Origin of the sequence: Chryseobacterium ginsengisoli, assembly GCF_039542325.1 — a bacterium.
Classification (GTDB): domain Bacteria; phylum Bacteroidota; class Bacteroidia; order Flavobacteriales; family Weeksellaceae; genus Chryseobacterium; species Chryseobacterium ginsengisoli.
In genome coordinates this window covers 238,153-260,316 of record NZ_BAABHX010000005.1, presented here as the reverse complement: position 1 = coordinate 260,316, position 22,164 = coordinate 238,153, and the positions used below count along the sequence as shown (strand labels likewise).

Annotated in this window: 29 protein-coding genes; all 29 read right to left on the bottom strand. The window is 30.8% G+C overall.

Translation table 11 applies throughout. From position 1 onward, the window contains the following. Positions 1 to 4: 4 nt before the first annotated feature. A complete protein-coding gene (locus tag ABD940_RS16430; RefSeq protein WP_345206381.1) occupies positions 5 to 415 on the bottom strand; it encodes a hypothetical protein in 411 nt (136 codons plus the stop codon). Further along, positions 412 to 960 (bottom strand): bifunctional (p)ppGpp synthetase/guanosine-3',5'-bis(diphosphate) 3'-pyrophosphohydrolase, encoded by a 549-nt coding sequence (locus ABD940_RS16425; RefSeq protein WP_345206378.1) that lies wholly within the window; start codon positions 958 to 960, stop codon positions 412 to 414. Before ABD940_RS16425 ends, ABD940_RS16430 begins: the two co-directional genes overlap by 4 nt. A gap of 10 nt (positions 961 to 970) precedes the next feature. Further along, positions 971 to 1,663, bottom strand: a complete 693-nt coding sequence (locus tag ABD940_RS16420) for a hypothetical protein (protein WP_345206376.1) — start codon at positions 1,661 to 1,663, stop codon at positions 971 to 973. 24 nt (positions 1,664 to 1,687) lie between these two features. Then, positions 1,688 to 2,086 carry a hypothetical protein gene (locus ABD940_RS16415; protein WP_345206373.1) on the bottom strand — a complete coding sequence of 133 codons (399 nt, stop codon included), beginning with the start codon at positions 2,084 to 2,086 and terminating at the stop codon, positions 1,688 to 1,690. Positions 2,087 to 2,218: 132 nt separating this feature from the next. Next, positions 2,219 to 2,905: a hypothetical protein gene (locus ABD940_RS16410; RefSeq protein WP_345206370.1), complete on the bottom strand. Its 687-nt coding sequence runs from the start codon at positions 2,903 to 2,905 to the stop codon at positions 2,219 to 2,221. Between the two features lie 50 nt (positions 2,906 to 2,955). Next, on the bottom strand, positions 2,956 to 3,723 hold the full coding sequence (locus ABD940_RS16405; RefSeq protein ID WP_345206368.1) for a hypothetical protein: 768 nt from the start codon (positions 3,721 to 3,723) through the stop codon (positions 2,956 to 2,958). 13 nt (positions 3,724 to 3,736) lie between these two features. Continuing rightward, positions 3,737 to 4,096: a hypothetical protein gene (locus ABD940_RS16400; protein ID WP_345206365.1), complete on the bottom strand. Its 360-nt coding sequence runs from the start codon at positions 4,094 to 4,096 to the stop codon at positions 3,737 to 3,739. A gap of 34 nt (positions 4,097 to 4,130) precedes the next feature. Beyond that, positions 4,131 to 5,006: a hypothetical protein gene (locus tag ABD940_RS16395; protein WP_345206362.1), complete on the bottom strand. Its 876-nt coding sequence runs from the start codon at positions 5,004 to 5,006 to the stop codon at positions 4,131 to 4,133. 46 nt (positions 5,007 to 5,052) lie between these two features. Then, positions 5,053 to 5,562 (bottom strand): hypothetical protein, encoded by a 510-nt coding sequence (locus ABD940_RS16390; protein WP_345206359.1) that lies wholly within the window; start codon positions 5,560 to 5,562, stop codon positions 5,053 to 5,055. 37 nt (positions 5,563 to 5,599) lie between these two features. Next, on the bottom strand, positions 5,600 to 6,466 hold the full coding sequence (locus ABD940_RS16385) for a metallophosphoesterase family protein (RefSeq protein ID WP_345206356.1): 867 nt from the start codon (positions 6,464 to 6,466) through the stop codon (positions 5,600 to 5,602). A gap of 78 nt (positions 6,467 to 6,544) precedes the next feature. Continuing rightward, the gene (locus tag ABD940_RS16380) at positions 6,545 to 6,979 is read right to left on the bottom strand and encodes a hypothetical protein (protein WP_345206353.1); all 435 of its coding nucleotides are present in this window, start codon (positions 6,977 to 6,979) and stop codon (positions 6,545 to 6,547) included. A 175-nt stretch (positions 6,980 to 7,154) separates the two neighbouring features. Next, on the bottom strand, positions 7,155 to 7,460 hold the full coding sequence (locus tag ABD940_RS16375) for a hypothetical protein (RefSeq protein ID WP_345206351.1): 306 nt from the start codon (positions 7,458 to 7,460) through the stop codon (positions 7,155 to 7,157). Positions 7,461 to 7,484: 24 nt separating this feature from the next. Beyond that, complete coding sequence (locus ABD940_RS16370) at positions 7,485 to 8,231, bottom strand: hypothetical protein (RefSeq protein ID WP_345206348.1); 747 nt, start codon at positions 8,229 to 8,231, stop codon at positions 7,485 to 7,487. A 24-nt stretch (positions 8,232 to 8,255) separates the two neighbouring features. Next, on the bottom strand, positions 8,256 to 8,810 hold the full coding sequence (locus ABD940_RS16365) for a hypothetical protein (protein WP_345206345.1): 555 nt from the start codon (positions 8,808 to 8,810) through the stop codon (positions 8,256 to 8,258). A 17-nt stretch (positions 8,811 to 8,827) separates the two neighbouring features. Then, positions 8,828 to 9,361 (bottom strand): hypothetical protein, encoded by a 534-nt coding sequence (locus ABD940_RS16360; protein ID WP_345206342.1) that lies wholly within the window; start codon positions 9,359 to 9,361, stop codon positions 8,828 to 8,830. A 307-nt stretch (positions 9,362 to 9,668) separates the two neighbouring features. Continuing rightward, positions 9,669 to 10,679: a hypothetical protein gene (locus tag ABD940_RS16355; protein ID WP_345206340.1), complete on the bottom strand. Its 1,011-nt coding sequence runs from the start codon at positions 10,677 to 10,679 to the stop codon at positions 9,669 to 9,671. 34 nt (positions 10,680 to 10,713) lie between these two features. Next, a complete protein-coding gene (locus ABD940_RS16350; RefSeq protein WP_345206338.1) occupies positions 10,714 to 10,938 on the bottom strand; it encodes a hypothetical protein in 225 nt (74 codons plus the stop codon). Between the two features lie 16 nt (positions 10,939 to 10,954). Then, on the bottom strand, positions 10,955 to 11,815 hold the full coding sequence (locus tag ABD940_RS16345; protein ID WP_345206335.1) for a hypothetical protein: 861 nt from the start codon (positions 11,813 to 11,815) through the stop codon (positions 10,955 to 10,957). 39 nt (positions 11,816 to 11,854) lie between these two features. Then, positions 11,855 to 12,382 (bottom strand): hypothetical protein, encoded by a 528-nt coding sequence (locus tag ABD940_RS16340; RefSeq protein WP_345206333.1) that lies wholly within the window; start codon positions 12,380 to 12,382, stop codon positions 11,855 to 11,857. Positions 12,383 to 12,387: 5 nt separating this feature from the next. After that, positions 12,388 to 13,569: a leucine-rich repeat domain-containing protein gene (locus ABD940_RS16335; RefSeq protein WP_345206331.1), complete on the bottom strand. Its 1,182-nt coding sequence runs from the start codon at positions 13,567 to 13,569 to the stop codon at positions 12,388 to 12,390. Between the two features lie 56 nt (positions 13,570 to 13,625). Then, the gene (locus tag ABD940_RS16330) at positions 13,626 to 14,123 is read right to left on the bottom strand and encodes a hypothetical protein (protein ID WP_345206329.1); all 498 of its coding nucleotides are present in this window, start codon (positions 14,121 to 14,123) and stop codon (positions 13,626 to 13,628) included. Positions 14,124 to 14,191: 68 nt separating this feature from the next. After that, positions 14,192 to 14,926 (bottom strand): hypothetical protein, encoded by a 735-nt coding sequence (locus tag ABD940_RS16325; RefSeq protein WP_345206326.1) that lies wholly within the window; start codon positions 14,924 to 14,926, stop codon positions 14,192 to 14,194. A 9-nt stretch (positions 14,927 to 14,935) separates the two neighbouring features. Then, complete coding sequence (locus ABD940_RS16320; RefSeq protein WP_345206323.1) at positions 14,936 to 16,114, bottom strand: Kelch repeat-containing protein; 1,179 nt, start codon at positions 16,112 to 16,114, stop codon at positions 14,936 to 14,938. Between the two features lie 219 nt (positions 16,115 to 16,333). Then, positions 16,334 to 17,062 carry a hypothetical protein gene (locus tag ABD940_RS16315; protein ID WP_345206321.1) on the bottom strand — a complete coding sequence of 243 codons (729 nt, stop codon included), beginning with the start codon at positions 17,060 to 17,062 and terminating at the stop codon, positions 16,334 to 16,336. Continuing rightward, positions 17,059 to 18,651 (bottom strand): RNA-directed DNA polymerase, encoded by a 1,593-nt coding sequence (locus tag ABD940_RS16310; protein WP_345206318.1) that lies wholly within the window; start codon positions 18,649 to 18,651, stop codon positions 17,059 to 17,061. The genes ABD940_RS16315 and ABD940_RS16310 overlap by 4 nt, the downstream gene beginning before the upstream one ends. Before the next feature lie 115 nt (positions 18,652 to 18,766). Next, the gene (groL, locus tag ABD940_RS16305) at positions 18,767 to 20,392 is read right to left on the bottom strand and encodes a chaperonin GroEL (RefSeq protein WP_345206316.1); all 1,626 of its coding nucleotides are present in this window, start codon (positions 20,390 to 20,392) and stop codon (positions 18,767 to 18,769) included. 79 nt (positions 20,393 to 20,471) lie between these two features. Then, complete coding sequence (locus ABD940_RS16300; RefSeq protein ID WP_345206313.1) at positions 20,472 to 20,801, bottom strand: four helix bundle protein; 330 nt, start codon at positions 20,799 to 20,801, stop codon at positions 20,472 to 20,474. A 34-nt stretch (positions 20,802 to 20,835) separates the two neighbouring features. Then, positions 20,836 to 21,114, bottom strand: coding sequence for a co-chaperone GroES (locus tag ABD940_RS16295; protein ID WP_047399416.1), 279 nt, complete (start codon positions 21,112 to 21,114; stop codon positions 20,836 to 20,838). 145 nt (positions 21,115 to 21,259) lie between these two features. Next, positions 21,260 to 22,150, bottom strand: a complete 891-nt coding sequence (locus tag ABD940_RS16290; RefSeq protein WP_345206311.1) for a hypothetical protein — start codon at positions 22,148 to 22,150, stop codon at positions 21,260 to 21,262. Positions 22,151 to 22,164: the final 14 nt, after the last annotated feature.

The following is a 22,164-nucleotide window of genomic DNA, read 5'->3' as shown; positions in this document are numbered from 1 at the left end:
GAGGTTAATTCATAAAAATGTCTAAATAATCCTGTAGAATAGCATCATTGCCTATTATCTCGTTGGTGAGTTTTTTAATTTTTTGTATCAGCTTAGACTCATTTGTATTTTCATCTATATCTATCAGACGTAATGAAATTTGCGATTCCTCATCTTTTAGATTGATTTTTATTGATCTTCCGTCAAGAATGGTTATTCTGGTTGGAACATATGGGTTTCTGTAACACTCTTTTATAAGATTTGTGATTTCAAAAAGCTTTTCTGTTTCCATAATTTTTCCACTCCAGACTTTGCAATTGTGATCTCGGAAATACTCGGATTTAGATGCGATCACTAAAAGAGCATAAAAATCTTCATTTTTCTTGATTTCAATATCAAATTGCCCGTCAAGAGTATGTATTTTAATCTTGATCATTTGGTTTTATAAGCTTCAATTTTTTCTGATAATCTTTTGGCTAAATAGTCGTTTCCTTCTCTTAAATATTCAAGAATAATTTTGGCTTCTTCGAGGTATTTTTCTTTTTTCGATTCGTTCCAATAATAGGGTGCATATAAATTACAGATTCTGTCTGCCATTTTAACTGCCCAGACTTCTTTTGGCTGTGCTTTTATCCGTTCAAGACTATCAATCATTTGATGCTTTTTTTCAAGATTTGTGTTTTTTGTCAATGCAAGAACACCTTCCTTTACTTCTTTGCCATATTCTTTTTCAAGATTTTCGATACTAAAGTCTGTATCTTCTATGGTATCGTGTAAAAACGCACATTTTACAGCAAGATCAAAATTAAAAACTGAAGTGTTTTTAGCCGCATTCATAATTTCAAATACAACACTTCCGATATGATTGATGTATTCTATTTTTTGATTTTTACTTTGTCCGCCGTATGTTTGTCCGTTATGCAGAATGCTTACTTTTTGCCATGTATTCTGTAAGTCATCAATTGTAAAATTGTCGTTCATTTTTGTGATTTTATTGATAATAATTGATCTGGATTTTCAGCCAGTCTTCTAATTCTTTAAATTTTTCAATGGAAATGTATTGCTTATAATTATTAATTATAGCTAACTGCTCTTCATATTCTTCTTTGTCGTAATATTCTTTTGGATTGCATCCGTCTTCAATTAATTCATTGTGGTAAAGTATCAATTCATTTGTATCTTCAGTGTAAAAATCAGCAATAAGTTGTTTGTCTGATGTGTAATTTCTGGATAAATATTTTCCAAAATTATAATCCCAAGAGTCGAACTTAGAATCCAATGTTCTTTCAAAAAGTAATTGCTCGTCTTTAATTTCATATTTACTGATTGATGTACCCACAACCACATAAAATAAAGCGTTTTCCAAGTAAGGAGAAATTTCAGCCATAGATTCTTCAAAATCGATAAAACCAGACTTTCTGCCGTCCTGTATTGATACATATACACCTGATTCTTCAAAGTTTATTATTCTTGCAGTTGCATAAAGCGCGTACCTACGAACCTTTCCATCATTAGAATTTATTATAAATATATTGGGGGAAATTTCCTGCCCTTTATTATGAAAATTCTTACTGATTTTGTATTTTTCTAAAAAGATATTTTCTTGGTCTTTTTTAACACGTAAAATAGTACCGTTAGTTAAAACTTTTGGTTTAAGTTGGTATACGCAATGTAAATCTCCCATTTTTTGATCTTAGATTATATAAAATTATAAACAGGCAAAACTGTCCCAATTTGGTCTATTGATTATTTTGCCTTTGTTTTCTATTGGAAGCAGATGATCCAGATATTTTTGATCGGACATGGTGATTTCAACAACAGATTCAATACTGTATTTTTCAATTTCGGTTTCATAGGCTTCTTCCCATTCGTCAGAATACATTTCCAAGCCCATATTTTCTAATAAATCCGTAACGATTAATTCAATATTTTCTTCGCTCTGGTCATTAATAATTTTGATAGATTCAATATACTGATCAACAACTTTTTCAAGATAATCATTATCGCAGGATTGCGATGTGTTTATCTCGGTCAAAAGAGTTCCTTTCGGAAATTCGAAAGTCTGATGCGAACCTTGTAAACAGGCATCATGTATAATTTGAATCATAAACACAGGTTCTGTTGGTATGTATCCATCATTATTATGGACATTTTTAATTTTTAGCGTACATTTTCTATCTTCTAATGATAATAGCTGAACCCTTCCAAAGTACTGACATATTTTTATTTAAATTAATTATTAATAATTATTTATCTGAGTTTTCAACCAATTTTTTAATTCTGTAAATCTCTCCATTGAAATATACTCTTTATAATGATTAATTTTGGTTAACAGTTCTTCGTATTCTTCTACTTCATAAAATTCTTTTGGATCGTCATCGTATTTAATCCTTTCGATATGATGCAATATTATCTCATCCGTTTCTTCAACATAAAAATCGGCAATAATTTGTTGGGAAGAGGAGTAGTTTGCGAGTATATATTTTTCAAAAGAATAATTCCAATTGGCAAAGTTCTCTGTGGATTCAAAATATAATTTTCCATTTATAATTTTATATCGATAGATGATTGTATCCCAAAATACATAGAATAAAGCATCTTCCAAATAAGGAGACATCTCGTTTAGAAATTTATTAAAATCTTTCTCAAAACCATATTTACTGCCGCCCTGAATAGATATATATAAACCGGATTCCTCAAAATTTATTGTTTTTTCGTTCGCATGCATTGCATATCTCTCAATTTTTCCGTCAGTAGAGTTTGTTACTCCTGTATTTGAAAAAATACCTTGTCTTTCGTTATGTAAGTTTTTATCAATATTGTATTTTTCTGAAAATAGATTTTCTTGATCTTTCCTAACGTGTAAAATGGCTCCGGAAATGATAACTTTTGGTTTAAGCTGATATACTTCGTGTAATGTTCCCATTATTTGCTTTTAGATGGATTTCGATCTGGAATTTATTATAAATAGTTCGTTTATTTAACCAATCTTTCCTTGATAAATGATGCTATTTCTTTAAATTTCCAATCTTCAATAGAAGCGGAATAATCTACTCCGGCGTAAATAGCAATATTATTATCTTTTTCGCCAAAGACGGTCTGGCTCCAAAAATCAAAATAATCAAAGAAAAATACATTGATATCATCAGTTTGATATTTTACTTTATTATCTTCTGAAAATAAATGGATTGCAGATGGAATAAATGTTTTTGTTCCTAAATCATTCATCTCGATAGATTCATCATAGAATAAAAACTCTTTTAATTTATTTGGGTTTGACAGACGATTATTAAAAGCAGGTTCATCAAAATCTAATCCTATTAAAGAATGGAATTCATTTTTTACTTCATCTTCATATTTTTCATTTTTAATCATGTCGCCATAACTCAAATTTTCAGGATCGACATCAAATTCCTCCCAATCGACTATTTCGTCTTTATCAAATTCTTCCCAAACCTTACTGGGATTTATATAACGAAACTCAAAGCCATCAAAACAATGATAAAACGATAATAATTCAGAATCAATCTCTGTATTAAACAATTGTCTAAACTGAGTTTCTAATATTTGTACATTTTCTACAGAACCTTTTGGAATGTATAAATGTGTGATAAATAAATCTGGATCCTGAATAATATTTTTTATTTTGCTATAAATACTTTGTCCTAAATTTTCTAATTTGCTGCCTTTTATTCCTTTACAGTCCTTTAAGTATTCTATCTGACTTAATAAGTTTTCATTCATAGTTTTTGTTTATTTATTCTATCATTAATTTTACACGAGTAATTCCATCATCTCCAACATATTCAGAATTATAGACCCTTTTCCCAATAATTGATTGGATAACATTCTGAACATCTGATAATTCTCCGGCTAATTCAAGATTTGCATTTTTTGAGCTGTAAAAAGCATCTTCATCAATAAAGTCGGAAACGTGTAAATAAAATTTGTCCAATATATCTTCAAGCGGATACTGGGAATCTTCTTCTTCCTCCAGTTCAAAGTTTATTGCAAAAACATAAATGTCTTCTTCTGTATTTTTGTAAATATTGTCTTCAATAAGTTCATATTTGGAGTTGTTGTACTTATCGAGATTAATTTGTTTAATATTTTTCATGAGTGTTTATTGTATAAGTTGATATTATTGTTTCTTAATCATTTTTGATAATATCTTCAGGCTTAATATTTTCATCACTAAAAAAATCTATAACTTTACTGTAATCTTTTGTTTCTGATTCTTCGAATTCTTTTAAAAACTGATGCAAAGTTTCCGTTCTGTCATTAGGAAATTTCAGTTCTGAACTTCTATGCTCTACTGAAAAAAATGTAGCCAGTAAAAATTCCATGTAAATAACAAAGTCACAATACGTAAGATCATTATAAGATGCACTATAGTCTTCACCCAAAATAATTGTAGGATTGGGATCATTTTTCGACAAAACTAAAGCTGTATCGTTATAATAATTGAAATAGTCTAAAAAACACATTTGTAAACCTTCCTCTTTGTTTAGATCTTCATTATATCCTGTATAATCGAAATCGGATTCGATAGAATATTTATAAGGATCAATGAATGCCTGAAGAGGAATCAAGGCACAAAAACCTTCAAAATCAGCTCTTTCGTCTTCTCCAGATGTGGCTGAAAAGAAGGAGCCAATATTTTCATTTTTTTTATTGATATTTTCCAGATCGAAAGAATGTAAGTTAGAGTGCCAAACAATGTTTAATCCGTTACTTATTTTGTAAAATGCTCTTATATAGATATTAAACTTAAATTTTTTGTCAAAATCATATTTTATTTCATCTATAGCTTCCTGATTTTCTTCAAATTCATAATCATCAATAATAGTTTGTACAACATCATTTAACATTGAAGTTATTTCTTTTTCAATTTCATCTATTTCGGAATCATTTAGTCCTTTGTATTGAACACTTACCACTTTATCAACTGTCGGATGTGTATTAAGAACTTTAAGTTTTTCTTCTAATCTTAAGAAATAACTATTTGCCCATTCGGTTGCGTTCATTTTATTTAATTATAGAGTTTTTGGGTTATTAGATTTTTAGCTTTTATCAGATTCTATCCAAATATTTTTCTCTCATCAAATTAATAAGAGGAACAAATACATTGATATCTTCCGTTGCTGCTTTCCAAGTATAATCAATATTTTTATTTTTCAAAATAAATCCAAATTTCCAAAGAGAACTATCTAAAATGATTACATTTTCTTTGTTTATATTTTCCGGCAGATGTATTTTTTCCAACTGTGATAAATATTCTTTCAATAAGGCAGATTCTGTTTGGGAAAGAATTTTTTCATCTGTAATGATTCTCAGCCTATCCAGATTGTAAACTCCGTTATCCCAACGTGTGAAATCATATTCTGTATCCCATTGTCTAAATCTTGCATAAACAATTCCATCAGAGTTTTCAACTAAAATTATTTTATAAGGAAATCCACTAATTGATGGTATTTCAGAGAAATAAGCAATAATTTTTTCTCCGTCTTTTATATCAAAACTTTCTATTTCAATTTTGGCTTCATTCATCAGAGCTTCTGTAATGTTTGAAAATCTTTCCATTTTTTCTTGTTTTAATTTTGGGGAATGAAATAGATGATTATATTTTTTTGACAAAGTTTTTTTGATCTTTCCAATTAAACTTCGTCATTTTATTCGTCAATTTTTGGTCAACAATTTCAATGCTTAGTTCTCCGTTTTCTTTTGTCAAAATAATCATACAGCCTTTTTCTAAAATTCCACTTTCGTTAAATTCCAGCTCATTTACTTTGATGGATTGTGTGATGCCGTTAAAATCCGTTTCCTGTTTAAATGGTTCTCCCGTATGTCCGTAAAAATGATAATGAAAAATCACATTATCTAAAACTTCTCGGATTTCTGTCATGCCATAACCGCTTTGACTATCATCTTTATCGTGGGTGAGTAAGATATCAAAAGAATGTTTTGTTTTTAACAACTTTTTGATTTCCTTTCTTTCATAATCCTGAATAAACCGGTTTTCTGTTCTTCCTTTTCGATCTCCGATTCTGCCGATACCCACGAAATTTAAAACCTCATCTTCCGTTTCTAATTTTTGTTCCAAACCAGATCTGCATACAAAAACTCTTTCATAAACATCAATTGGAAATATACTTTTATCTGAACTTTCCTTTTCAAGATTATCCAAAAAATCATGATCTTCATGATTTCCGCGAACACAGATCATATTGATATTAAGTTCATCTAAAAATGACTGTATTTCATGATTTGTTTTAGTAAAATCGTCATGAAATCCCAGTTCATCCCTGTCGTATTGTGCATGTTTTATTGTTGCTTTGTCCAGATTTTCTATGTTTGGATAAGCTCCCATATCTCCGCATTGCAGGATGAAATCTATTTTGTTGCCTGTTTCTTTTTGGTATAAATCTACAAGTTTGAAAGGTAATAGTATCTTACCATGTATGTCAGAAAAAATAGCTATTCTCATAGTTGCGTTCGTTTGTCTAAAATTGAGATTACCATTACTTAAACAATATCTAAAATTAAATAAAGTAAAATTGGTTCCTTATTTTAATTCAATATTAAATTCATCCTTTACAAATTCTTTGAAATCTGCCCATTCAACTTCTGGTCTATGCCATTCGCACCAAGGATGTGCATCGTTGTAATCAAATATTTTTCCAAAATCCGGAGAAGATTTGTCGCAATTTATATGAAAATCATGATGAGAACCCCAATCTCCGATTGTTAAATATATTTTATCCTTTTTCGTAAGTGTATTTGAATTTTTACGTTCTATAAATTCATCTCCATATAAATCTATTCCCCATTCAGTATTTGGTATAGAACCCAATTCATATAAATCTTTAACAGATATTTTTCCAATAGAATCAAGATAAATTTTTGGTATTTCGAGGTTTTTATCAACGTATTCCTGATCAAAATATTTTGAATAAATTTCTTTTAAATGTTCGGTTAATTCTTTGTCTTTTGTGTTCATCTTAAATTTTCGGTTATTGTTTTTTTTTAGATTAAAAAAGTAAGTTGACAAACAAAGATAGCCGAAAACAATTAAAGAAAAAACAGACTTCAACTGTCTTAGAATTCTTTAGAAACAAAAATCCCGAATTTGAAGTCCGGGATTTTGTTTATTGTTGAATTTCTGAACGTACCAATTATATTTTAAATATACTCATCGAAATTATAAATCCGATTACTCCTGCGATCGCCCATGCGATTTTGTGGCTTTTCGGAGCTTCACCAACCCAAACTTTAGGATCTTTTGTTTTATTTTTACTTTCAGCTGTTGTAATATCTCCTCCCGGAAAAAATAACATTGCAATCCCGATTAAAACAAAAACCGGTGCTGCCACAAGAAATTTAAAAACTGATCCTGTTGTTTCCATCATTCCATATCCTAAATATGTGAATATGCTGCCACAAAAGATGGCAAGAATCCCAACTAATCTTCCTAATTGCATAGTATAGTTTTTTTAGTTAAATGATTATTTATAATGAGGTTTTACCACTAAGCTTGTAATTTTACCATTCTCCCAGGTTGTATATACTTTTGCAATGTTTTTGAAAATATCTGTAGTTTTGAAAATATAAAACTTACCATCCGGAGAAAAATACTCAACTTCTGCTTTCATACTCATACGGTTTACAGGCAAATCTCCTTCGTTTTTGGTAATAGTCATCACATCTTTACCGTCTTTTACATACGGAGCAAAAGCATTTAATAAATTTATTTCTTTGGAGAAAGAATCTACTATTTTTTGAGCTTCAGGAGAAATTACATTGCTGGATTTTGTAATTTTAGGATTCATAAGAACGAATTGCTCTTCAGAAGGATCTGTTATCACTACTTTATCTATCGAGCTGTTATCATCAATAAGAAAATAATCATCAGTAAATCCTTTGTCGATATCGTGTTTAAAATAAGTAAGATTTATGTTATCATCATATTTCAATTCTGCATCTTTGTTGAAAGCCTTAAGGAAAATCATTTCATTCTTAGGGTTTTTCACTTCCAGGTAAACATATTTTTTACCATTTGGAGCTATAAGCAAAGTAGAATCTTTATCGTTTCTTAAAACTTTGCTTTCTTCTAATTTTAAAACCGTTATTGGGTTTTCATATACTTTGAACTCTTTTCCCATTTCTACTTTTTGATCTTCTTTTCCACCACAAGATGTAAGCAGTAATGAAGCCGCAAAAAATGATGTTGCTAAAATTGATGTTCTTTTCATGTTATTAAATTTTTAGGTTGTTTTTTATTTATTGTTTTTTGCTTTTTGCCACGCGGTTTCAAACCCTAATTCTATTTCCGGAGCAACTGTTTCTACAAACTGTAAAATTTTATTTCGGTCATTTTCAGTTGATTCAAATAAAGAAGGGAATGCATCCACATCTGTTTTAAATAAGCTGGTTCTGCTTCCTTTTTCCTCAAATGCATAGGAATAATTATTCATTAAATAGCGGGTTCTTTTTTTTACAATATAAAATCTGCCCATTTTATTTAAGTCGATCTCTTCAGATTTATTGAATATTTTCCCTGAATCGTTTTTGTTATAAAAAGTTATTGTATTTCCATCAGATTCTACAACTAAATGTACTTGTCTGCTCGTTAAATAAGTATAAATTTTTGAGGCAAATAAAAGCACACCGAAAACGAACAGTAATCCAATAATCAATACCCACCATGAGAAACCTTCTGTAAACAAAAATGTACCGAAGCCAATCACTCCAAATGCGAAAAAAAAGGTTGCAATAATGCATAACAGAAACTTAAAACCTCTTTTGATCAAGGGGATTTCAATATTTTTCATAAAAATTGTTTAGGTTTTTAAAAAGCTTCTTTAGCATCTTTCTTTGCCGAATTATATTCAATTAAAGATGCAAAAGCTTTTTTTAATCTTTCTACTAAATTATTATCATTTCTAAAGTCAAAAGGATCTGAATAATCATTATAATTTTGTCCACCAATAGACAATTCATTATATACATCACCTCTCGCTTCATATCCTTTTTCACATGCAGTATTCAATATACCTGTGCCTTTTACATAAAAATCGGAAGAATATTCAGGAGAAGAACCTGTAATTTTATTTAAATATATTGTAGTATTACAACTGTAAACACCTACTTGTTTTTTATAAACAAATTCCCCGTTTGAATAAGAAATAAATTGTCTATAACCAGTTAGATGTTCTTTCATTTTATCCGCAATCCAATCCATCGTTTCCTGTTTGGTAGGTTTTGCGGCTTTGCTTTCCGTGGTAGGTTTTGTAGATTTTGCCGGTGCTTTCTTTTGAGCATTTACATTCATGCCTGCAACTGTTATCAATAATACAATTGCAAACTTTAATTGTTTGGTCATTATGTTTTATTTAAATGTTTTTTTAAAGATTTTTTTAGAAATCTTGTTTTGTATGTTTCAAAATAATTTTAATGAATAATTCAATAAAAAATTCTTTTAAGAGTGGTAAACGGATTTTTTGATGGAATTTTTAAGTGTTAAAAAATAGTAATTCAATACTAACACTTTTGTAAATAAAGAGTAATTTTCATGATATAATTTTAATAATTCAATAGTTTTTGGTTTTTTAGTTTTGCCAAATATAGAATATACTTTGCAAATTTGCAAATTGAAGTATTAAAAGTAAACGTTATTTAAAGACCGAAAATTAGAGATTTCGGTTTTTTAGAATAGCTTCTTCATTCATTTTAAGACCGATAAGTTCCTGTATTTGATAAGCTTCATCCGTAAGATCAACTATTCCTGCCAAATCAATAATACTATCATTTTCATTTTTCCATTTGAATAATGTGGTATGGATTTCTGCAAACGACTCTTTTTTATTGACTGCAATATCATCAACTTTTCTTCTAAGTAATGCAAAAAGAACGTCCAGATAATATTCAAGATTTTCTTTATCGGAAATAGTTTTTATTTCCTGATATAATTCTTTAAAAGTAATCTCTAAATTTTTTAATCCTTCATAAGCAAAATGAACAGTACCTGTTCCTGTAGAAGATGTTTCCCAGCCTCTGTCAAAAAGAACTTTCTTAAAATATCCTCTTCCTTCTTCTCCACAAAGCGAAAAACCAAGTATTATTCCTGCATTGCAGTCTGTCGAGGCAAATTCGCTGCCCAATTCATAGAGTTTTTCAAGAATTAAAGTTCTGTCTTTCAGTTTGCAGACCAATGCAGGAATAAACTCAGGAAATAAACCTTTTCCATAGCATTTTTCAATTTCTGTTTCAATCTCTTTTTGGTATTTGGTACAGTCAAAATGTAACAATCCCAAAACAGCCGATCTTGAAATATAATAATCGTTTTTTTCTTGATTTCCAAATGTATAATCAGCCAGAATTGACTTTATAGGTTCATATTTTAAATGTCCTAAAACTTCCAAAAGTTCATAATTGGCATCTTCAATTAATTTGTCTTGGTAGATAGAGCTCTTGAAAAGCTTTTCTGCAACAGAAAGATCTCCAAATGCTTTAAAAACAGGGAGTAAATAACTGTAATCAAAATCAAAAGGATGAATCAGATATTGTTTTAAAATTTCATCAGCATCAGTTTTATCTCCACATTTTAGAATAGAGTAGACCAATGAAGAGATGACAGTTAATTCCCTTTCGGATTGATCCAGTTTTAAATATTCAATGAGTTCGAAGGTTGTTTTCAGCATTTTTTGTGTTTTGAAGATTTATGGTTTAGCTAGTTTAAGGCTGTTTGTCTAAGATTTCTCCTAATTTTTGAGCGAAAAAATCATTATCTTTCATGTTAACCATTCTCCATTTTTCTCCATCATATTTTGTAATTAAAATAGAATTTTCTTCGTCAAATTTAAAAGTGTAATAAATGAATCCTTCTATTTTATCGACATTTCCTGTAACTTCAATGCTGTAATCTGTGTTGTTGAAGTTTAATTTAATTATTTCTTTCATTTAGTTTTTTATGTTTTTATTCTACAAAATAGGCAGTACTGTTAAATTCCGCTTTATTTTTTATGAGATCTTCAATATTTGGAAACCATGGATTATGAATTAATACATTTACAGTAACCACTTCAAGAGGGTATTCCTGAAGTGTATTGATCCAATTTTGCGCATTATGCTGTATCTTATATTCAACAGTTTTTTGTAATAAATCTTTCCACCAATGATGATTGTAATTCCCCCAAGAATTATTATCGGTGATCAATATTCTGGCTTCTTCTTTTACGCCCCAAATGATTTCAGTATTTGTTATAAAATTGTCAAATAAATCCGCATCATTTTTTTCAAACCATTCTGCAATAGGGAAATGAGATGGAGTAGAGTCGGGTAGATTAGCTAAAAGACGTGTTAAAAATTCTCTGTATTGTCCACCCCAAAATATCTTTTCATCAACATTAGGAAACGTAACTATGCCGTCTTCAATTTGGGCTATTTCTATTTTTAATTCTTTTAAAGGAAATTTTAAAAAACCATCTATAGACAAGTCTGCAAAAATATGATACCATAGAAGAGCTTCAGCAGAAGTCAAATTTATAATTTCACCAGAGTTATTATTCTCTTTCAAATGGTTAAACTCGTTATTGTACAGTCTGAAAATCAAATCGAAAAATGATAATCCTTTATGACTGTAATTTTCCGAAAGTATAGAAAAGAATTTGTCGAAATCCATTTCAACAGAATTGTTGATATCGACTCTTAATCTGTCAAACCAATCCTCAAAACTAAAGTCTTCGTTTGAAAAACCAAAGCAATAATTAAAAATTTCTTTTGTACTTCTTTCTTTTACTAAACAATCCGTTATTCTGTATTTGTGTATTGTTGACATTTATTTTATGTGAATTTTAATTTTTTATTTCCACTAAATTCAAAATCTTTCTTCGCTGTAATTTTTTATTATTGAAATCGCCAAATCTTCTTTGTTGAAAATAGTTGAATACCAAAATCCTTTTCCCCACGTTCCTTTCCCTACAAATTTATCCGGATATTCAAAGCTTAAAAGTGTTGCCGTTCGACTTTTTAATCTTGAAACTTTTTGAGTAATTGATGTGATATCAGAGAATACCAGCATTTCGACTTTTGATTCATTAATGCTCAGCATTGCAATTTCAAGTCCATCAATAATTCTGTCTCCATTCTTTCTGCAAAGTTTTTCTATATCAAGCTTCAATTGATTTCTTGATTTTTCATCTAACAAAAGCCGATCATTTCGCGAATCTCTATTTACATATTCTGTGGGTAATTTACGAGATAAATTGCAGTTGATATAGTTTATATTCTGCTTTTGTAATTCGGTATATGTATCAATGAGTTTTTGCCAATTTCCATTTTTATCCCAGACAGGATATTCGTTAAATGTTGTCCAGATAATGTGAAATAGCTGTTTGTTACTCATGATTTTTATATACCGTCTTCTCTTAATATTTCCTCGACACTATCCCAAATATAAAAAGGTACATCACTTTTCGGTCTCCATGCTCTATGTAAAAAGCGTGCGATTTCAGATTTTTCCAATTGTTGATCTACATCTTCCTGAGTAATATTATTTCCCGCAACATTTACTTCTTTCAAATTCGGGAGTTTATTCAGAACACGTATGTCTGAAATTTTATTCTCGTATAAATTGATGTATTCTAAATTTTTCAGGTTTTCTATACCGTCTATATTTTCAATTGTGTAATTTTCATATAGATTTAATACTCTCAGGTTTGAAAGTTTATCCAGATTTTTAATCTCAGTAATTTTACATTCATTAAATTCCAATTGCTCTAAATTAGGCAAATTCTCAAAGGCTGTAGATTTTTCTAACTCAAATTCTCTTGAACTGATAGATAAAATTTTAAGTTTTTTTAATTCTCCTAGATTAATATTATTACATCTTCTAATCTTAAGATTCTCTAAATTGGGAAACTGCTCCAAAGTATAGATCGTGTATTCATCTTTAAGCGCTACGATTTCAAGGGTTTTAAGAGATTCTAATCTTTCTGTTGCCTGAAGCTGAATACTTTCTGTTTTTAAATATTTTAAGTTTTTAAATTTATTCAGTTCTTCTATAATGCAGTCACATTCTATTGTTAGTTTTTCAAGATTAGTAAGATACTCTGCACCTTTGAAAACGAACATCTTGTCGCTACCAACATTATAACTGTAAAGTCTTAGATTTTTAATGCTTTTAAGCTCTTTGAAATCAAGGATTAAAGTATTTGTGGGAATCATTTCATAATCAATAATGAGCTGTAATTCTTTAATTGTTTCTAACCGCAAAAATGTTTTTATAGTTGTTACACATCCCGAATCAACAAGTATTGTTTCCAATGCAGTAAATTGTCGTATGCCTTTAACAATATTATCTGTATCAGATGTAGTGAATGTACAATCAAAAAAATGTAACGCTTTTACTATATTGAAAAGAGGTTGTAAAGCATCTAAATCATCAAAATGCAAATCTGTGAGTTGCAGTGATATAAATTTTTCATCCAGTAGATTGTATTGTGTTTCCGCGGCATGTGCCTTGTCAAATTCTTTTATACGGATTTTTAAGTTTTTTTCTACTGCATTTATTGCTTGTTCAATAAGATTCATGGGTAAATGTGTCTTTAAAATTTTTGGTTTTCAACTTCATCATTTGGCGTTCTGCCTTATATTTCTGATACTTTCGTTTCAGTATTTTGATACTTTGCTTTTAAGGTTGTAATTTTCTCTGCAAATTTCTTATGATTCTCTTCAATTTCTCCGGGATAAAAATTAAGCCAGCGACTATGCTCTCTATACGCTTTTTGTCCATTAGCAAGTTGTTGTTGTCTTTTGGAGTCGTTGGGTACTAAAATATTGTTGATGATTAATTCGTGCGGTTTTAACATTTCAGAGATGGTGTCAAAATCTTCAAGGCTTAATCTGGTATTGTAAATTACAATATTATCTTCCGAATTAATAATCTCTTTAGAGAGGTACTCAAGCTCATTCAGTTCCGAATCTTTTGAGGGATGATAATTATTTTTTAGAAGAATGTCAGAAAAATCCACAATTTTAAAATGTGCAAATTCAGAACTTTTTATATCAGATTCATCAATCCTATAAGTTAAAATTACGTTTATTCTCTTTTTTGATTCTGATAAATTGTTTTTTGTAGAATTCATGGTTTTGTTTTTTTATTAAATTGACGTTCATATATTGATCGTCTTTATTGTAAATGAAACAGATCGGTTTATCTTTTCCATATTAATTCTACGGAATTTTCCAATGTCCAGATGTCAGGTTTTACGATCTTATTATTTGGTAGCAATTCCAATATCTCATCTCTCATATCAACACCTATAATAAAGCCAAGTTCGTTACTGTGTGCTATTTCAAGAAGTGAAAGAAAGGCTTTTGCTCTTTCATTATCGTCATGTTTCAAACTATCTTTGTCCAGATAAAGATACTGAACATCTTCATGAGAGATCCAGTTTGTAATTCCTGTAGTATAAAAACAAAAGAAATCATTCCAATTATCAAGTTCTCCGGTGATTGAATCTGACAATGCTTCTGCAGAAATTTCAAAATTCCGGGAAACGCCACCTTTTCCTAGTGGTAGATGTGGGAAAAAATCGGCACAAGTCTTAAATATATAATATTCAAAAAACTTACAAAAGTCATAATGTTTATCTGAACTATTTAAAAATGCCAATTTAGCATCATAATTTTCTATTTTTTGATATTCACTATTTATTTTAAAATTTTTGTCGAATGAGTTTGATATGGAAACAATATTTTTAATTGTTTCATTAACGAGTTTTTCCAATTCCTGTTTAGACAGACGTGAAGTACTTCCGGTAACATGAGATTTTAAGAATTCCTGACAATCGGCGGTTAAGTCTCCTGTTTCTCCTTTTAATGTCGGAACTATTTCTTTATAAAATTTTTTATCGTCAAATAAATGTAGAGTGCACCAATATCCCATTTGTATTAGTTAAAATTGCTTTATAATTCTAATCTTTTTCAGAATTCCTTTTTCGTTTTTATAACTGAAAATATAAGTTCCCTTTGATACTTTTGTTAAGTCTATATTATTGTTGTAATAAGCTAAACCTCTCGCAATTTGTTTACCATCCTCTGATAAAATGGCGTATTCAAACTGATTGCTGTTATTTTGATTATTGATGATAAAACCGTCTTTGCGGGCGTTGGCATAGACTTTTGTTTCAGAGATATCTTCAGGAGCTTTATTGTCGGAGAGTACACTTTCGCTAATGTCTGCAACCTGTGTGCTTTTAATGGCTGACGTTGTAATAGAAGTAGTATTTCCTCCTATAATGTATAATTTATTGTTATAAACTTCCGCAGTCGCATGTCTTCGCGGAATCATGTTTGAAGATAACTGATGCAGTTTATTGGTTTCTGTATCGAAATAAGCCAAAAAAGTTTGATTATTATAACCCCCTACAATAAAAATCTTATTACCGGATACCGCTAATGAATGACCAGATATCGCAGCGGGCATCGTATATTGTTCGGTCCAAAGATTTTTCTTGAGATCGTAAACGTTGATTAGTCGAGAAGACGTACCGTTAAAACCTCCAATGACATAAAGTTTATCATTCACAATTTTGCCCTTTGTTTCTCTGGCTGTAGGCATATCTGGTAATGGATTCCATGTATCTGAAGCAATATCATAGTATTGGAATCTGTTAGAAAATACAGTGGTTGCGGCATTGTTTAGTCCGCTGCCGCCGAACACATATATTTTTCCATTATGGATGGCAGAACCAGCATTTCCTGTGTAGGCACGATTAACAGCTCCCTTCGTTATTTTATGAGTTTCAAGGTCTAAAATTTCAAGATGGCTATTTCCCCAACCGTTAAAAATATAAATTTTATTATTGTAAGTCTCCGAATTTGCGAATTTTTTTGGAAGCAGAGTAGAGTTGATCATACTCCAGCGGTTGTCTTTAATATTGTATTTCTCAATAAAGTTGGCGTTACCACCAGTGTCCTTATAACCATTGCTCACATAGATATTATCATCTACAATGACACTGCTTATAGCTCCTCTTCCAATAGACATATCCGAAAGGTATTTAAAATTTAGGGTTTGTGCATTCGCGAAGAATAAACCGAAAATTGAAAGGAGGAATAGTTTTGTTTTCAATGGTGGTGGGATTTGGTTTTAAAGATAGGGAAAATGATTGATTGGATTGTAAATCTGCGATATTGAGTTTGTTTTGAAATGGAAAAAAACCGCTCTGGAGTTGAGCGGTTTTATGTTTATTGATATGAGCGAGATGCTCGAACCGGTGGTGATGTACCTCAAAATGAGGACACTTTGCGGAGGAGATTCTTACGAATTAAAAAGCAAAGCAAAGTTGAATTAAAATCTACTATCAATATTTACTTCCCTCGTAAAGCTATCTAAAAGAGATTTAAAAGATTCACTGATAGATTTCCCTGCAGAAATATCATATATTAATTTTTCTACATTGAAAACACAATATGTACCTTTTCTCGGATTATAAAGTCCTGCATATTCCCAAATTACATCACCTCTCACATGTGATAAGGCTAAATAAATTATAAGTTGTTTAATGTCTGATGAGCGAAAATTTCTTTGCACTGTCTTGATTTCGTATAATATTCCATCTATTTGTAAATCTCCAATTAAATCAGAAATAATACCATATCCAGAAAATCTTGGTTTGAAAGAGCTCGATACTACTGTTTTTTTGTTTAAAAACTCAAAAATATTATTACAAATATTTTGACAGTCTTTCTCTTCAACTTGTAAAAAATTAATTTCTTTATAACTCAAACTTTTTCTCCAAATCTCAAATGCAGTTTGCTCAATGATTGGTTTTAAATTTTTTTCTTTCCAAACATCATCATAGTCACTCTTTTTTAAAGACACTTTTTCTACAATATTAAATGCTAATTGTGAAACCAAATCATATCGAATATCTTCAGAATGATTAGTGATAATTTCTTGATTGATGATTTTTGGTTTAGCTTCGTTAAATAATTTCATATAACTCGATGTTAGTAATGGAAAATGCTGCTTCCAAACATCTGTAAATTTTTCTGCTAAATCTCTTTCACTTATCATACTAAGATTTTTTGTTTTGTTTGACTTTTTTTGCTAAACCACTCTTTGATAAGGTTTTCTTCAACAGTAAAACGTTTTTTATTGTGATCTCTCCAATGCTGACCTTCGTCTCCTAATACATATGAAGAAAACATAAAAGCTCGTCTTTCCCACATTGATAAAGTAGAAAAATTACTTTTGACATCAATAAGCCAATAATGACAATCCCAATTTGACATTGCAATAATAATTTGTCTCCGCAATAAATGACTAGTTGCTGTATCATATAATTTTATAAATAATGATTCCTTTGCATGTGAATGTCTTACTGATAAAATTTGAATAATGTAATTAACATTTAAGTCAATTTTTGTTAGGTAGCTATCAATTTGAAACAGATTCAATAGCTCTTTGTCGATAAAGTTTTGGATATGAGAATCTAATTCATCATAAATTCCTCGAATTAAACGAAGTATAGATGGAAAAACGGGTGACAGGGTTAGGAGATTATTATTATCAAGTAAAATTTTGATTGCAGATATTTGATGATGAGAATCCATAACTTTAATGGCATTTATTGCTTGTTTTGTTACGGTTTGGTCAATGGTTGATTTATTGACTTCTTTAGATAAAATTCCAATAATATCAATTTCTTGCACAGCTTTTTTCAGGTCTTCATAGTCATCTACTGCGGTAGGAGAGTATGGATCAAACCTAATTGAAATATTTAAAAGCTTTTGCTCATCGTCACTCTCTATAGATTCAATATTTTGAGGGTCTAAAAATTTATGTATATCTTGAAATTCTTGTGATGTCAAAATTTTTGTTTTGCCTTTTTGTAGTTCTAACTGATCATTAGCTAGTTTTTCAGAAAGAAAAATCAAGTTTTTATAACCCTCAGATTCTGAATTACAAAAAATAGTGTAGTCGTCAGCATATCTGCAAAATATAATACCTTGAGAATAAAGATGTTTATCAGCATGATTTAATGATAATTCGGCTAAAATACGCGCAGCAGGTCCTCCCACTGGTAATCCATAAGAAATTGTTCCTGAAAAATGACTTAAAAGTGTTGAAATTTTTTCAGTTGTGTTTGAACTGTTTAATCTTTTTAATTCATTCTCTAATTTATGATGGTTTACTCTTGGATAAAAGTTAGATATATCTGTCTGAAGTATAAACGGATATTTTGTCGATAATTCGATACATTTTTTCTTATAATCAATCCATGTAGTGTTTTGGAATAAAGTATTTTTTGTTTTGTCCCATTTATATCGATAAGAAAATATTTTGTTTTCTGAAATAGGAATTCTAATATCTTCTATTTTCTGTGCGATAGAAATTACTAAGCCTAAAAAATAAGCATTCCAAAAAGGCTCTATTAAGGTTGCACGTCTAAAACCGTAATAACCTACTTGACTAGCTTTTACAATTGTTAGTGGTGGAGAACTAATTAAATGATTAGTGAAGTCTTTATGAATATTTTCTAAAACATTTAGAGTATCTTCAATTTTATCCTCAAATAGGTTTCTTTCAAATGGAAATGGAAATACATCGGTGTCACCATGGGCAATGATGTTTTTAAGTGCTTTTCTAAAGTTTTCTCTCATATTAAGTTTGCCTGGTTAAGAATATAAATTTATTACAAAATTTAATATTTAACAAAAAAACCGCCCCACTAAAAGCAGAACGGTTTATATATTAAATTGTCTTAGCGACTCGCTACTACATCATTCCCGGCATTCCACCACCCATTGGCATAGCTGGTTCAGCGCTTTTCACTTCAGTGATAACACATTCAGTTGTAAGAAGCATTCCAGAAACAGAAGCTGCATTTTCAAGAGCAACTCTTGTTACTTTAGTTGGATCGATGATTCCTGCTTCAAGCATGTTTACATACTCGTCAGTTTTAGCGTTGTATCCGAAGTCTCCGCTTCCTTCTGCAACTTTAGCAACGATTACAGAACCTTCACCACCTGCATTAGCAACGATTTGTCTCAATGGCTCCTCGATTGCTCTTTTTACGATTTTGATACCTGTAGTTTCGTCAGGATTGATCCCTGTAAGGTTTTCCAAAGCAGCGATAGCTCTTACCAAAGCAACACCACCACCTGCAACAATACCTTCCTCAACAGCTGCTCTTGTAGCATGAAGCGCATCATCAACTCTGTCTTTTTTCTCTTTCATTTCAACTTCAGAAGCTGCACCTACGTAAAGAACTGCAACACCACCGGCTAATTTAGCCAATCTCTCCTGTAATTTTTCTTTATCGTAATCAGAAGTGGATGTTTCCATCTGAGCTTTGATCTGAGCAACTCTTCCTTTGATTTTGCTTTCTTCACCACCACCATTTACGATAGTTGTGTTGTCTTTATCGATAGATACTTTCTCAGCAGTTCCCAACATATCCAATGTAATGTTTTCCATTGTAAAACCTTGCTCTTCAGAGATAACTGTACCACCTGTTAAGATTGCGATATCTTCCAACATTGCTTTTCTTCTGTCTCCAAATCCTGGAGCTTTTACAGCAGCAATTTTAAGAGAACCTCTTAATTTGTTTACCACTAAAGTTGCCAAAGCTTCACCTTCAACTTCTTCAGAGATAATTAATAAAGACTTACCACCTTGAGCAATTGGTTCAAGAACCGGAAGCAATTCTTTCATAGAAGAGATTTTTTTCTCTACTAAAAGGATGTAAGGATTTTCGACTTCAGCTACCATTTTTTCAGGGTTAGTCACGAAATACGGTGACTGATAACCTCTGTCAAACTGCATACCTTCTACAACATCAACTGTTGTATCGATACCTTTAGCTTCTTCTACAGTGATTACACCTTCTTTACCAACTTTTCCGAAAGCTTCAGCAATTAAAGATCCGATAGTTTCGTCGTTGTTAGCAGAAACTGAAGCAACCTGCTTCACCATTTCTGTAGAATCTCCAACAGTTTTAGATTGAGATTTTAAGTTTTCAACAACTGCAGTTACTGCTTTGTCGATACCTCTTTTCAAATCCATTGGGTTTGCACCTGCAGCTACGTTTTTAAGACCTTCTCTTACGATAGCCTGTGCCAATACAGTAGCGGTAGTAGTACCGTCTCCTGCAATATCATTGGTTTTGGAAGCAACTTCTTTTACCATTTGCGCTCCCATGTTTTCTACCCTGTCTTCAAGTTCGATTTCTTTTGCTACAGAAACACCGTCTTTAGTAACGTGAGGTGCACCGAAAGATTTTTCGATTACCACGTTTCTACCTTTTGGTCCTAAAGTTACTTTTACTGCATTAGCCAATGCATCAACACCTCTTTTTAAAGCGTCTCTTGATTCAATATCGAATTTTATTTCTTTTGCCATAATATTAAAGCTTTAAGCTTTAGGCAATAAGCAGTAAGCTTTGCCTTGAAGCTGTTAATTATTATTTAATAATTTTTTTCTAAGTTGTATAAGTTTTTGTCTGATTAAATTTAGGATTAAGGCTTGATAATTTATCTTCGGATGTGAAACCTAAATCGCAGAAGAGAAGAAGCAAATATTCAGTTTCGTTTGTTGAACCAATACTTATTTCTAAAAATCTTGCAAATTCTTTATCGGTTGATCTTCCACAACCTTCGGCAATATTTGTTGGAATAGAAACTGATGCTCTTCTTATTTGAGATGTTAATCCAAAAAGTTCAGATTTTGGAAAATTTTCAGAAACAATATAAATTTCTTTTACCAACTCATGGGCAACTTTCCAAGTATCATATTTTTTGTAGTCTCTCATTGCCTATTGCTTACTGCCTAAAGCCTACTGCTTTTTACCCAATAATACCTAAAAGATCTCCTTCTTTAACGATTAAGAAATCTTTCCCTTCCAATTTCAATTCAGAACCTGAATATTTCCCGTAAAGAACTTTGTCACCTACTTTTACAGTTGTTGGCTCATCTTTTTTACCAGGACCTACTGCTACTACTGTACCTTCTTGTGGTTTTTCTTTCGCTGTGTCCGGAATAATAATACCTGAAGCTGTTTTAGTTTCTGCAGCGATCGGCTCGATCAAAACTCTGTCTGCTAATGGTTTAAAGTTTACTGACATAATATGTTTAATTTTTAATTATTTCTGTGTTGTAATTGGCGAAATGTGTGCCATCGGTTGTTCTTGGTTGAAATGGCAGATTTTATTTTTAGGGAGTGGAAATTTTGGCAGAAAAAAGTCACCCGTTTTGGAGGTGACTTGTATTTTATTTATGACAAGAATCTTTGTAATCGTCAATTAATTTTTTATAAATATCAGTGTAAATTGCCGATCTGTATTTCATATTAATTTTTGATGCTTGAGCTCCTTTTTTACCTTTCAACGCTGCTTTTCTTTCATCATCCGTTGCTCTTTTCTTTTCCTTAAAAGTTTTATTGGAAAAATAATCGTTCTGTCTTGCTTCATCTACTTTTTTCAGGAATTCTGGACAATCGGCTCCTACAATTTCATAGGCTGTATAGAATTTTTTGTATAATGTTTTCAGATTAAATAAATCTAAAGGACTTAATGAAGGATAATCTACCGGTGCAATAGCAACAGTGTCGTCCGGCTTACTCAGATAGATCATTACATAGGTTAACTGACAGTCGTTTTCGTTTCCATTAGAAGCTGCGGAATAATTATTTCCAAAATCTGCTTTGCACATCATGCTTCTGTAACCGTAAAGATTGATTGGTCCTTTTTCCATTAAGGGAAGCATCAGTACTTTTCCTTCGGATTCCAGTTCCTGATCTTTGTTAATTTCTTTTACAAGACGTTTATCCAGCTGAAATTGTTCCTGAGTTTCTTCATTTGTATACAGTAAACTTTTAATATCCGAAACAGGAATTAATTGCACCTGACTATCGCTTTTTGAGGACTTAAATTTTACTTCTTTTCTGTCTAAATTGGCATATTTCGGTCCTTTTCCCATAATGCTGAAAGTGGCAACATCGGGAAGCATAAAATCTTGGGCAAATCCTTTTTTCGTACTACCGTCTTCCATTAAAATTTCAATAGGAATGAAGTCTCTTTTTCCCGTATAAAATTGTAAAGACTGTGCAAAAAAATTCTGTACTGAAAGAATAAACAGCAATAAAAGACTAAGTTTTTTCATGGATATTTTAAAGT